Source organism: Acetobacterium sp., from assembly GCF_036508315.1.
Lineage (GTDB): Bacteria > Bacillota > Clostridia > Eubacteriales > Eubacteriaceae > Acetobacterium.
Genome location: NZ_DATCHP010000025.1, coordinates 128911 through 142138, shown reverse-complemented (window position 1 = coordinate 142138; position 13228 = coordinate 128911). Strand labels below are relative to the sequence as shown.

Below are 13228 nucleotides of genomic sequence, written 5' to 3'. Positions count from 1 at the left end.
AAAAAGCTGCTTCCATTGTCTCAACGGATTGATACAAAAAATGATCTGTGATAGAATGCGAAACTAATTGAAAATACGGGCAAAGGAGTAATTGTGCATCTTTACTTGACTCAGATATGCCGATTATGAGAGATGGTCAAAAACACCCTAAAAGGGTTAGCACCCCTCGCTGCCAGCAGCTTCACCCAGGGCAACATGAAAGATGGGATGGCGGCGGATATCCTAATGGACTTAAGGGCGAAAATATACTGCTTGAATCGAGGATAATCACTGTTGCTGACACTTACGATGCAATGACCTGTGAAAGATGCATGGATTAACTTTATTGCACCAGTGGAAACAATTGCTTAAAAGGGAGATGATTTTTTGAAAAGACAATTATCGGTAAACTTGAATAATTTGCTATTATCTTTATCCGAAGTAATCGATTTGGCAAATCCTTTAACCGCTCAGCACCAACATCGCACAGCATTCATTGCACTTGCGGTTGCACAAAGAGCTAATTTAGAACCGGAGATGATTGAAAACATTTTTACTGCAGCATTATTACATGATATTGGAGCAGTAACAGTTGAGGAAAAATTGTCAATTCATAGTTTTGCAGAATCAAATTATGATCGTCATACCATAAAGGGAGAGCTGTTATTAGAACAGATACCCTGGTTAAAAAAGATTTCTAAGACCGTAAGAAATCATCATCGCAATTATATTTATTATTATTAAATAATGGACCATTTACTGATGTACAAATAGGATTGGAAGATATATCACTCATTTCTAACCTATATCGAGATCTCATCGATTTCAAGTCAAGATTTACGGCTACCCATACTTCAGGGGTATCAGAATGTGCGGTTGTGTTATCTGAATTATTTGGAATGGCAGAGTTGGATGTCAAGTCAATGCGAATCGCAGGAAATTTTCATGATATCGGAAAATTAATCATCCCAAACAGTATTCTTGAGAAACCTGAAAAATTAACAGTTGAAGAGTATGGCGTTATAAGATGCCATACCTATTATACATACAATACCATATATTCAATTGGTGGATTGCAACGCATTGCAGAGTGGGCGGCTTATCATCATGAAAAATTAGATGGAAGCGGTTATCCGTTTCACTGTAAAGCTGAAGAAATTGGCACTGGTTCCAGAATAATAACGGTTGCAGATATATTTACTGCAATATCGGAAGATAGACCCTATCGAAAAGGCATGGATAAAGATGCCATTCATAAGATTTTAAAAAGTCAAACAGACAAAAAATTATTGGATAAACGCATTGTGGAATTGTTATTTGACAATTATGAAACCATCAGTAACCAAGTAAAAATAGAACAGGCAAAGGCATTGGAATTTTACGAAAAGCGATTTTTAACAATCGTTGATGAAATTGCACAATAAAATAAACAGATTAAATTATATATACATCAATTTTCAAATGAATGTTTTTAGCAAAGTAACTTGAAACTTTTTTAAGCTTGCTCCGCAAGTTCAAGAAATCGTCTAATTAAAATGACTCCATATGAATATTCACAAGTGGATTCGCAAAGAAATTGATCGTTGCACTCGGGATGAAACTGGACTCCCCATATTTTTGGGCCATAGGCAACTGCATGGAAAGGTTCAAAATCGTTTTTAGCAAGAACGATGGCATCTTTAGGGAGTCTGGTTACCGACTGAAAATGTGCAGCATAGGCTTTAAAGTGATCAGGTAAAACGCTGAGTAGCGGGTCTTTTTTTCCTGCCTCTGTTAATTGAATCTCAACTTCACCTTTTTCTTCACCTAAATCATGATAACCGACAGCTCCGCCAAAGGTCAAAGCTAAAAGTTGATGCCCATAGCAAATGCCTAAAATAGGGATGTTTTTCTTCCTGGCAATATTTTTTATCCATTTTGATGTTGAAATACTCCAGGGTTCAAAGCTTGTTACCATGGATGGGGAACCGGTAATAATAATTGAAGATACATCATCCAATGAAATGAGATTTATTTTTCCCTGTACGTCTAAGACTTTTATATCTTCATAGGGAATACCGGCACATCTGGCAATACGAACATCACAATCCCCACATTTTTTTATAATTGATTGATCAGAAGCCCCTGTTTTAATAATAAGCAGCTTGCCCATAATAATTCCTCACTTACATTTCTAACTTTTTACTAAAAAACCCCCTTCTGGATTAGTCTTGTTCCAGAAGGGTTAAAATGTTTTATTTGCAAATTCTATCTACAGTTATGGTTAATTTTATTTAGGTAAATCCATTAAATACTCATGACAAGCTCTTGCTGCGCCACGGCCTTCATTAATAGCCCACACAACGAGACTTTGGCCTCTGCGCATGTCACCGGCTGTAAATATTTTTTCAATGCTGGTTTGGTAGAATCCAACTTCAGCTTTTACATTTGAGCGATTGTCCCGTTCTAATCCCAATTGGTCAATTAATTGATCATCTGGTCCAAGAAATCCCATGGCCAGTAAGACCAGATCCGCGGTTAATATTTTATCGCTTCCCGGAATTTCACTCATGATCATTTTCCCAGTACTATCCTGAGTCCATTCAATTTCAACGGTATGAATCTCTTTGACTGTGCCATCTGAATTTCCAACAATTTTTTTTGTTGTGATCGAGTAATGTCTGGGATCGTCCCCATACAAAGCCTGTGCTTCTTCTTGTCCGTAATCCAATTTATAAGTTTTGGGCCACTGAGGCCAGGGATTATTTTCAGCTCGGTCAAGAGGTGCCTTCGGCATAATTTCCAGCTGAATCACATTTTTACAACCATGGCGTATGGAGGTTGCAACACAATCTGTTCCAGTGTCACCGCCGCCAATAACAATAACATCTTTATTTTTGGCTGAAATATATTTTCCATCTTTTAAATCAGAATCCAATAAACTTTTTGTATTTTCACTTAAAAAATCAATGGCAAAATAAACGCCGTCCAGAGATCTTCCCTCAACAGGCAAGTCTCTTGGTTTTGTAGCACCGCCACATAAAACAATGGCATCATATTCGGATTGAATGGTTTCAATGGCAAGGTCTTTTCCAACCTCAATATCAGTTAAAAAGTCAATGCCTTCGGCGTTCATAAAATCAATGCGGCGTTGAACCACTTCAATTTTATCGAGTTTCATATTCGGGATGCCATACATGAGAAGCCCGCCAATGCGATTTTCCCGTTCGTAGACAGTAACCGAATGCCCTGCTTTATTTAGTTCATCCGCACAGGCAAGACCGGCTGGACCGGAACCGACAATGGCGATTTTTTTACCGGTACGATTTTTAGGTGGATTCGGTTTTATCCATCCTTCTTTAAACCCGCGATCAATGATGGCACATTCATTTGTTTTAATGGTGACCTGAGGTTGGTTTAGTCCGACAGTACATGATCCTTCACAGGGAGCAGGGCAAACCCTTCCGGTGAATTCCGGAAAATTATTTGTTTTAAGCAGTCTTGCTAAAGCTTCTTTCCATAAACCCTTATAAATAAGATCATTCCATTCTGGAATTAAATTATGGATTGGGCAGCCAGAGGCTGCACCGGCAATCATAATCCCTGAGTGACAATAGGGGATACCGCAATCCATGCAACGTGCCCCCTGGATTTGTTGTTTAGCCTCAGGGAGCTCCAAATGGAATTCTTTCCAATCTTTTATGCGCTCGAGAGGTGCACGATCTTTCGGCACTTCTCGTTTATATTCTAAAAATCCTGTTGATTTTCCCATATTCTTTTACTTCCTCACTAATTTCCGCTAACGCGTGATAAATCATTGTTGTTTGCTTGAAAGGCCGCCATTAATGCTTCTTCGCCGGTGAGCCCTTGGGCTTCAACACGTTTAATAGCATCTAACATACGTTTATAATCCCTCGGTAAAACTTTTACAAATTTCTTTGACTGCACATCAAAATCATCTAAAATTGATTGTCCCAAGGTACTCTTGGTATAGTCCGTATGCTTTTGAATTAAATTTTTAAGTTCGGATAACTCGGCCTCATCGGTAATTTCAACCAGGTTAACCATATCAGAATTACAGGTATCACCAAAGCAATCCTCATGATCCAAGACATAGGCGACGCCGCCTGACATGCCGGCAGCAAAGTTACGGCCGGTTTTTCCGAGGATAACAACCTTACCGCCAGTCATGTATTCGCATCCATGATCACCAACGGATTCAACCACGGCTGTTGCCCCACTGTTTCGAACACAAAACCGTTCCCCGGCAGCGCCTCTGATATAGGCTTCTCCCTCGGTGGCTCCGTAAAGGGCGACATTCCCAATGATAATGTTTTTTTCCGGAATAAACGTTGATTCTCTGGGGGGATAAATAATGAGCTTTCCTCCGGATAATCCTTTTCCGAAATAATCATTGGAATCACCTTCCAGTTTAATGGTGATTCCTTTTGGAATAAAGGCACCGAGACTTTGTCCGGCAGAACCCGTAAAATTCAATTCAATGGTATCTTCCGGTAATCCGTTTTCTCCGAAACGTTTGCTGACTTCATTACCGATAATTGTTCCAACAACACGATTGGTATTTTTGATTTTTGCGGAAACAGTGACTTTTTCACCGCGTTCTAACGCTGGCTCACATTGAGTTAATAATTCGGATAGATCCAAAGATTTTTCTAATTGATGGTTTTGCTTTATTTGACAGTATAAACCCCCATCTTTTGGTACACTGGGTTGATACAGAATACTTGAAAGATCAAGACCTTTTGCTTTCCAATGAGTAATGGATTTGTGCATTTCAAGCTTGTCCGATCGGCCAATCATTTCATTCACTGTTCTAAATCCCAGTTCCGCCATAATTTCTCTGAGGTCCTGGGCAATGAATTTCATGAAATTCACCACATGCCCGGGATCCCCGGTAAAGCATTTCCTGAGTTCAGGATTTTGGGTGGCAATCCCCACAGGACAGGTATCCAAATTACATACCCGCATCATGAGACAGCCTAGAATAACAAGCGGGGCCGTTGCAAATCCGTATTCTTCGGCGCCTAATAGAGCCGCAACCGCCAAATCTTTGCCGGTTAACAATTTACCATCTGTTTCAAGAACCACCCGGGTTCTTAAATTGTTAAGTACCAGGGTTTGATGGGTTTCGGCCAGGCCAAGTTCCCAGGGAAGTCCGGCATGACGAATACTGGTTCTTGGCGAAGCACCGGTTCCGCCATCATAACCACTGATTAAGATAACATCCGCCTTGCCTTTGGCAACGCCGGCGGCAATGGTGCCGACACCAACTTCTGAAACCAATTTAACATTGATTCGGGCTTCACGATTGGCATTTTTTAAGTCATGGATCAGTTCCGCCAAATCTTCAATGGAATAAATATCATGATGAGGTGGAGGCGAAATCAGTCCAACTCCCGGGGTGGAAAATCGGGTTTTTGCAATCCAGGGGTATACTTTACGACCCGGGAGTTGTCCGCCTTCTCCGGGTTTGGCTCCTTGAGCCATTTTTATCTGAATTTCCTGGGCGGTGGACAGATAATGACTGGTCACGCCAAAACGTCCGGAAGCCACTTGTTTGATAGCGCTGCAACGGGAATCCCCATTGTGTAATGGGACATTTCTTTCCGGATCTTCGCCGCCTTCGCCGGTATTGCTTTTTCCGCCGATTCGATTCATGGCAATGGCCATGCTCTCATGGGCTTCACTGCCGAGGGATCCATAGGACATGGCACCGGTTTTAAACCGGGTGCAAATATTTTCAACGGATTCAACGTCATCGATGGAAATTGGTTCACGTTCTTTAAAGTCCATCAGGCCTCTTAAGGTGCACATTTTTTGGCTTTGTTCATTAATCAATTGTGTGTACTCCTGATAAAGCTGATAATCATTGGTTCGACAAGCCGTCTGCAGTTTATATACAGTATCAGGATTATAGGTATGGAATTCGCCTTCTGATCGCCACTGGAAATTTCCGCCGGAATCAAGGGTTTCATTGTCGGAGAAGGGATTGTTATAGGCTTCATCGTGACGCATTTGGGATTCTCTGGCAATTTCAGAAAGTCCGATGCCCTCAATTCTTGATGGGGTTCTTGTGAAAAAACGATCAATGACTTCTGAATTAATACCAACGGCTTCAAAAATCTGGGCACCGTGATAACTCAGAATCGTTGAAATTCCCATTTTGGAGAGTACCTTGATAACCCCTTTAGTAACGGTTTTAATATATGTCTTAATGGCTGTTTTAGAATCAACATCTGTTAACAAACCTTTTTCAATGAGATTCTCGATGGTTTCAAAAGCCAGGTATGGATTGATGGCGGTGGCACCATAACCGATTAATACTGCAAAATGGTGGACTTCCCGGGGTTCCCCGGATTCCACAATAAGGCTGATTTTCGTTCGGGTGAGATTGCGAATTAAATGTTGATGGAGTCCTGAAATTGCCAATGCCGATGGAATCGGCATTTTATTCTCATTAACACCGCGATCTGAAAGCACAATAATCGTTGTTCCATTTTCAATAGCCTCATCCGCCAAGGCAAACAGAGTTTCCATGGCCTGGTTTAATCCATCACCACCGGAATTATTATCAAACAAAGTTGATAAAGTGACTGTTTTAATAAGGGGGTCATTCAGCTCCCGGATTTTTTCCAAGTCATCATTGCTTAAAATGGGCGTATGCAAGCTAATCTGATGACAGCTTTCAGGTTTTGGATCGATTAAATTACCTTCTCCGCCAAGATAGACCTCTGTTCCGGTGATCAGTTCTTCCCGGAGGGCATCGATGGGTGGATTGGTGACCTGGGCAAACATTTGCTTAAAGTAATTAAAAAGCAGCTGAGACTTATCTGACAAAACAGCTAAGGGGCTATCGTTGCCCATGGCACCAATGGGATCGACACCATCCTTTGCCATGGGTATAATCAATGATTTTAAATCTTCGTAGGTATAGCCAAAAGATTTTTGACGTTTAATTAAACTTTCTTTTTCGGGGTTTTCTGTGATTTTTGGTTCAGGAAACATATCTAAAGTCAAATTGTGTTTCTGGATCCATTCTTCATAGGGTTCCTGGGAAGCAACCTCATGCTTGAGGTCTTCATCATTGATGATCTCACCTTTTTCGGTATCGATCATCAGCATTCTTCCTGGTTTTATACGTTCTTTAATGAGAATATTTTCAGGGGGGATATCTAAAACCCCAACTTCTGATGACAAAATAACCATATCATCCTTTGTTACGTAATAACGGGAAGGACGCAATCCATTTCGGTCAAGGACCGCCCCCAATCGAATGCCATCTGTAAAAGCCATCGCAGCAGGACCATCCCAGGGTTCAAGCATTCTTGAATGATAGTTGTAGAAAGCCTTTTTTTCAGCACTCATGGTTTGGTGCTTGGACCAGGGTTCCGGTATCATCATCATGGCACTGTGAGCCAGGGATCTGCCGGTTAAACTTAAAAATTCAAGACAATTGTCAAAAACAGCGGAATCACTGCCATCGGTATCGACAACCGGAAATGTTTTTTCCAGTTCATTCCCGAAAAGTTCGCTTTGCAGCATGGATTGTCTGGCATACATCCAATTGACATTGCCCTGTAGTGTGTTTATTTCACCATTATGGATGGAATACCGGTTTGGATGAGCCCGTTCCCAGCTTGGAAAGGTATTGGTGCTAAAACGGGAATGGACCATGGCAATGGCAGTATCGACGTCTTTATCCTGTAAGTCCGTATAAAATTCGCCGACCTGGTCTTCGGTTAACATCCCCTTATAAACAACGGTTCTTGAAGAAAAACTGGCAGCATAAAATGATAGGCCCAATTCTTTCATGCTCTTTTCCGTTCGTTTACGAATGGTGTAGAGCTTGCGTTCAAAGGCCATGGCATCTTTTATTTCCGGATTTTTTTTAATGAAAACCTGCTTAATAAAAGGCATGCTGGCAATGGCTGCCTTTCCCAGATCACCTAAATCGATGGGAACGTCTCGCCAACCTATCAGGCTTTGAGCTTCTTCCTGAATAATTTTTTCCAATATTTGTTCGCATTTTTTTCTTTCATCGGGATCAGTAGGAAGAAATAGCATACCTAATCCATAATCACCTGATTGAGGCAAGGTGAAGCCTTCTGTTAGCGAAACTTTTTCAAAAAAGCGATGGGGAATTTGGATCAGAATACCAGCGCCATCGCCTGTGTTTGTTTCGAAACCTCTTCCGCCACGGTGTTGCAAATTCACGAGAATTGTTAATGCCTGTTGCAGAATATCATGGGATTTTTTCCCTTTAATATGCACAACCGCTCCGATACCACAGGCATCATGTTCAAAATCCGGATCATAAAGTCCCTGCTTAGGGGGTAAATAGCTTTTTTTCATACTCATCTTAACCTTCCTCAGAAAAATATTTCTTGAAATCATCAAAATAATCGTGTTATTTAATAAATTAACACGATTTCTCGATGCTGATTTCCATTTTTTTGTAACAAACTGTACCATACAACCTATAAAACATTCAAACAGTATTAATTGAAATAATGATTTTTGTACATTCACTTTATTATAACCTATTTTAAAAGATTTTAATATGAAAAAAAAAATCAGCCGTTAAGGTTTAATACCTTAACGGCTGATGCTGCTCGAGATAAGTTGCTAAAGACTCCTGCCAGCGAACCAATTAGCATAAAACACTGATAATCGGCGCAGAGCACCTTCGCTTTCGGTTTGTAAATTAAATTACAATGATTCGTTTTTTATATTCTGACTCTTTTAAAAGATGCACGTATTTTCAGGGATGGTATTGGCCAGTTCATAAAAATCTTCAATCATGTTTTTGATCACTGTAACCCAGACGACTTTGTCCTTGCTAAATCTAATATTACACGCTTTGCATCAAGTAATATTGTAAAAATCGGAACAGTTGTAAAAATTAAAAAAAATTAAGGATTGATCTTATTTTCCTGAAATGGTGTTTGAGATAATTCGCTTAGGGTATAAAAGTAATATCAGAAGAAAGGAAGTGATGAGAAAGATGAAGAAAATTATTTTAATTCTAATCTTATCAATATTTACCAGCTTTGTTCTTGCCGGAGTTTCCCTTGCAGACGAAATGCAACTAAAAAGTGTGGATACCATATTAGCAGAAATCAGAGCAGAACAGGGAATCAGTAGTTCAGATCAGATTGATGTAAGCAAAGTCAGCCAGGCAAAGCTTGAAGAATTGGGTGACTCTGTGATGGAGGCAATGATTGGCAATACAGCCATGCACGACCAAATGGATAACAGACTGGGTGGGGATGGGTCAGAATCGCTTAAAACCTTTCATATTAATGTTGGGCTCAACTATCTCTCGGATTATCCGAACGGCATGATGAATATCATGAGCGGAGGCATGATGTATAATAATTCAAACCCTGCTCGTGGGTGGAATGATGATAATATAAACCGCAATAATTCAGGCACCGATTCAAGATGGAGTATATCAGGTATATTTAGTTATCTGGCATATGGCGGTATTATGACTGGTTTTGTTCTCCTGTTGTTAATCGCTATTATTGCATTAATCGTTTTTGCAGTTCTCAGATCAAAAAAGAAAACAGCAGTCCAGGACACGACCTCTGAAATATTGGCCAGAAGGGTTGCCAATGGGGAAATTACAAAGGAAGAATTTGACAGAATGACAAAAAACATCAGATCTTGAAACAAAGTTATCTTTAGAGATAATGGATTATTTTGGAATATGATATAAAAATAAAGGAGGAATTCATTATGATGTATGGAATAGGATATGGTGGCGGATTCGGCGGTGTTATGATGTTCGGCCTGTTTTTATTATTAGTGTTGGTTATCATTGCTGTTTATTTCATTATTCATCACTTTACGAGCACAAACGCTAAAGACGGATCACGTTCAATTGACAATGCTTTCGCAATTCTGAATGAGCGATATGCCCGTGGTGAAATTGATGAAGAAGAGTATAATAGAAAAAAAGCTGAGCTGAGAAAGCTTTAGGCAACAGATGTAATCAAGGCAATGTCTCAAAAGGCTGCCTCACAGACTGTTAACAAACTCGAATTTCTTAGACAATTGTTTATCCGGTTGTATGCCAAGAGGCAAACAACCGGATAAAATAATTGACATGAAATAGATTTACTGATATTTTTTAACATCTTTTCTCCAACCTCAGGCAGTGCTTAAAAGCACTGCCCTTTCTATGTAACCAGGGATTTTCCAATCAAAGGGCAAAAATAACTGAGTTACGGTTATGAGCTCCAAATATATCACATAAACAGTTGTAACATCTGAATAAATATTATGAGTAAATTGAGAAAGCTGCAAATATCCTGACAGCTTCGATGTCCTGGTTTTACGTAACAAGGTTGCCATTAAGATCAGATCTAAGATTATCTAAGAAGTTGTTTCATTGCAAAAGTACTAAAATAGTATTATGAAAACGTTTCAATGTTCTAAAAATGAAAATAGAGGAGCTAGAAGATGTTCTATATCTCCATAAGTTCTACAAAACTAACTGTTATCATAACCAATGACAGGAATTGACAGGCAGATATCGATAGTATCCTGCTCAATGCACTTAGTTTAAAAGCGTTTAAACCCTATAAATAAATTTTGAGAGGTGAAAGAAATGGAAAAAATAACACTGAATGTTGAAGGTATGTCTTGTTCTCACTGTGAAAAGGCAGTGAAAAATGCTGTTGGTGAGCTGGATGGCGTAGCAAGTGTCAATGTTGATTTGACTGGAAAAACGGTTGTAATTGAGTATGATCCTGACAAGGTATCTCCTGACAAGTTTAAACTCGCAATTGAAGAAGAGGATTTTAAAGTAGTTTAGCAGATGATATATGGGGCACTTAAAAGTTGAACAATAACGTAAAAAAGTGCTTGTCGTTGATGATATGGAAAATCGAAGCATATGGGATGCTGAAGCACGTGATACAGTTTTGTGTTCCCAGATGATGAACGATATCTTTCAAAGAATGATGATGAAATATCCGAACGGAGTAGGTAAGTTTACTTCTAAAACCATTGATATCACAAAAGATAACAAAACTATCGGTACGGTAAACATCAGCTATTTTGGGCCTTATTTTCTCAGTGAGAATGATTTTCAGTTTTTAAATGCACTCAACATGATCTTTCTCGGAATTGGTATCTTTTCTCTTGCTTTTTCGGTTGTGATTGGCGCTTTTTTGGCCAAACGACTCAGCCGACTTATATTAGAAACCGTCAGTGTTACTAAACAGATATCAGATGGCGATTATAAGGTTAGGCATTAAAGATAGTGGCATCGGTATTCCAGAGGAAGAGCTTCCCTTTGTTTTTGAGCGCTTTTATCGTGCAGATAAATCACGTAACCGTAAAACCGGGGGATCGGGTATTGGTTTTGCCATTGTTAAGTCTATTGTAACAGCGCATGAGGGGTCGTTTGAGGTAGAAAGCCATTTAAACGAAGGTAAGTTGTTCTATTGTAACCCTGCCGAAATAGCATGAAATCAAGAGGTTATGGGGGTTTCTGGGGGAATGAATTCATCATTCCTCCAGAAGGTAGACTATGTAGCATTCGCGGATAAACGGTTTGTTATAATAACAGATTTGCTATCTTTCGTAAAAGTTAGCTAAATGAAGCAGTGAAATACCCAAAGTGAATAGGAGATGAAGATATGAATAAATCATTTACAATCAAAATTGACCAAAAAGTTCTTGATTACATGAATAAAAAAAGAAAAAGCGTTTTAACACTCAATATCAGTACCACTGGTGGTGGATGTTGCCCAACTTTCGAAATTTCTGAGGTTACCCTTGCAAAGCCGGATCACCCGGATTTATTTGATATTTATCAACAGAATGCTGTTACATTATACATTAGCAAAAAAACCAAGGTAACAGCGTCAATGCTACATTTCACATTCAAAAAAAATCTAATTGGAGCAACGATTCTGGTTGAGGGGATCAGCCTGAAAAAGCGGGATTAGTATTGATAACAACTGCGTTGCGTTTGGGACTTGGTCGTCATTATTCTATACAGAAATTATTAACCATAAGTTAGATTTTTATCGAAATTATCTGGTATTTAATAAAAAAGATCTCTTTTTACCGAAGATAATAAATTAAATTACACTATTATGGGATGGTAATAATAAATATGGAGATAGAAAAGGAAGATTAATATTTAATATTATGCAGTTGAAAAATAATAGAAACTGTTTTAATAAAGACCCAACAACATCAAGAAGGATTTAGATATAGGAAAAATGTCTGATTTATAATTAGCCGGACGAGGTTTGATTCCCCCCGTTAGCTCCAGTACGAATATTGAAAACCGGCTTAAAAGTCGTTTTTTTGTTTGTGAAAAGGGAATAATGTTTTGAAAATTTTGCATGAGCGATATGCTCGTGGTGAAATCGATGAAGAAGAGTATAATCGAAAAAAAGGGCAGTATCGGCACTACCCTTTTTTTGTGTCTTTTAAACAGACATTCAAATTACCGCTAAATGACAGAATAGTATTAAATGAATATCATTCAAAGTTTAAAAAATTCTTCAAAATCATGCTTAGAAATTTGTTCTTTTCCAGAACCTTCAATATTTTTTGTGCTACTATGATGGTTATGACCAAAATGGGCACCACAACATCCAACACCGAATTTAGACATTACAAACATGAGTCCGATAAATATTAAAATTAACACGATTGTTCCCATTTAGTTCTCCTCTGTAAGTATTTGTTGTTATCTATCGTATAATAGACTTGTAGAGAAATTATGTAGAAATCCATTATTTTTTAAAAATAGTATTAAAAATTTGAATAATATATCTTAGAAAATTTGATAATAACAAAAAATAGACACATGCAAAAGGGACGTATGTGTCTATCGGCTGAAGAACAGAAAGAAAAATTGTTAAGACAGAAGGTTTTGATTTGAAGATTTTTCTTCTGTTAGCTCTGTTGGTTCCGGTTTACCTTTATCTCCACCCTTTAACATCATAGGCATCATTAGTACCATCATAATCGGGCAGATGAAAGGAAAAATTGTAAACAAAGCGCCTTGGTATCCGAGCAAAGTTATAATGACTAATATTAAGATTGGTGCGCCACAACATATGGCCATCATCGTCATGTGCGACATATGACTCTTTTTATTTTTTTTCAAGTTATCCTTTTTATCATCGTTTTTACTGCAATTCACAATAATCATCTCCTAAATGTATTTTATCTGTGATTGAATTATACGTGATGGTTGTGGAGAATTTATGGAGAT

At 38.7% G+C, this 13228-nt stretch carries 14 protein-coding genes and 1 pseudogene; 10 read left to right on the top strand and 5 right to left on the bottom strand.

Annotation, left to right across the window (positions count from 1 at the left end):
* Positions 1–116 precede the first annotated feature (116 nt).
* Genes VIK44_RS03395 through VIK44_RS03385 form a run of 3 tightly spaced genes read left to right on the top strand, consistent with a single transcriptional unit; the run spans position 117 to position 1403 of the window.
* A complete protein-coding gene (locus VIK44_RS03395) occupies positions 117–320 on the top strand; it encodes an HD-GYP domain-containing protein (RefSeq protein ID WP_414637051.1) in 204 nt (67 codons plus the stop codon).
* Between the two features lie 46 nt (positions 321–366).
* On the top strand, positions 367–723 hold the full coding sequence (locus tag VIK44_RS03390) for an HD-GYP domain-containing protein (RefSeq protein ID WP_331552431.1): 357 nt from the start codon (positions 367–369) through the stop codon (positions 721–723).
* A 32-nt stretch (positions 724–755) separates the two neighbouring features.
* Complete coding sequence (locus VIK44_RS03385) at positions 756–1403, top strand: HD-GYP domain-containing protein (protein WP_331552430.1); 648 nt, start codon at positions 756–758, stop codon at positions 1401–1403.
* 71 nt (positions 1404–1474) lie between these two features.
* Here VIK44_RS03385 and VIK44_RS03380 read toward each other — a convergent pair whose 3' ends face one another.
* The 3 genes from VIK44_RS03380 to gltB all read right to left on the bottom strand — a co-directional run bounded on the left by VIK44_RS03380 (position 1475) and on the right by gltB (position 8331).
* Positions 1475–2131, bottom strand: a complete 657-nt coding sequence (locus VIK44_RS03380; RefSeq protein WP_331552429.1) for a glutamine amidotransferase — start codon at positions 2129–2131, stop codon at positions 1475–1477.
* 117 nt (positions 2132–2248) lie between these two features.
* A complete protein-coding gene (locus VIK44_RS03375) occupies positions 2249–3730 on the bottom strand; it encodes a glutamate synthase subunit beta (protein ID WP_331552428.1) in 1482 nt (493 codons plus the stop codon).
* 17 nt (positions 3731–3747) lie between these two features.
* Complete coding sequence (gene gltB, locus VIK44_RS03370; protein WP_331552454.1) at positions 3748–8331, bottom strand: glutamate synthase large subunit; 4584 nt, start codon at positions 8329–8331, stop codon at positions 3748–3750.
* Positions 8332–8983: 652 nt separating this feature from the next.
* Here gltB and VIK44_RS03365 point away from each other — a divergent pair.
* The 7 genes and pseudogenes from VIK44_RS03365 to VIK44_RS14205 all read left to right on the top strand — a co-directional run.
* Complete coding sequence (locus tag VIK44_RS03365; RefSeq protein WP_331552427.1) at positions 8984–9652, top strand: SHOCT domain-containing protein; 669 nt, start codon at positions 8984–8986, stop codon at positions 9650–9652.
* Between the two features lie 68 nt (positions 9653–9720).
* On the top strand, positions 9721–9963 hold the full coding sequence (locus tag VIK44_RS03360) for an SHOCT domain-containing protein (RefSeq protein WP_331552426.1): 243 nt from the start codon (positions 9721–9723) through the stop codon (positions 9961–9963).
* Positions 9964–10594: 631 nt separating this feature from the next.
* Positions 10595–10801 carry a copper ion binding protein gene (locus VIK44_RS03355; protein WP_331552425.1) on the top strand — a complete coding sequence of 69 codons (207 nt, stop codon included), beginning with the start codon at positions 10595–10597 and terminating at the stop codon, positions 10799–10801.
* 64 nt (positions 10802–10865) lie between these two features.
* Positions 10866–11246: a hypothetical protein gene (locus VIK44_RS03350; RefSeq protein WP_331552424.1), complete on the top strand. Its 381-nt coding sequence runs from the start codon at positions 10866–10868 to the stop codon at positions 11244–11246.
* Complete coding sequence (locus tag VIK44_RS03345) at positions 11221–11460, top strand: sensor histidine kinase (protein WP_331552423.1); 240 nt, start codon at positions 11221–11223, stop codon at positions 11458–11460. The genes VIK44_RS03350 and VIK44_RS03345 overlap by 26 nt, the downstream gene beginning before the upstream one ends.
* A 170-nt stretch (positions 11461–11630) precedes the next feature.
* Positions 11631–11942, top strand: coding sequence for a CC/Se motif family (seleno)protein (locus tag VIK44_RS03340; RefSeq protein ID WP_331552422.1), 312 nt, complete (start codon positions 11631–11633; stop codon positions 11940–11942).
* 392 nt (positions 11943–12334) lie between these two features.
* Positions 12335–12394, top strand: a pseudogene (locus VIK44_RS14205) (SHOCT domain-containing protein); the annotation flags it as partial.
* A 96-nt stretch (positions 12395–12490) separates the two neighbouring features.
* Here VIK44_RS14205 and VIK44_RS03335 read toward each other — a convergent pair.
* Positions 12491–12670 (bottom strand): hypothetical protein, encoded by a 180-nt coding sequence (locus tag VIK44_RS03335; RefSeq protein WP_331552421.1) that lies wholly within the window; start codon positions 12668–12670, stop codon positions 12491–12493.
* A gap of 198 nt (positions 12671–12868) precedes the next feature.
* Complete coding sequence (locus VIK44_RS03330; RefSeq protein ID WP_331552420.1) at positions 12869–13156, bottom strand: hypothetical protein; 288 nt, start codon at positions 13154–13156, stop codon at positions 12869–12871.
* Positions 13157–13228: the final 72 nt, after the last annotated feature.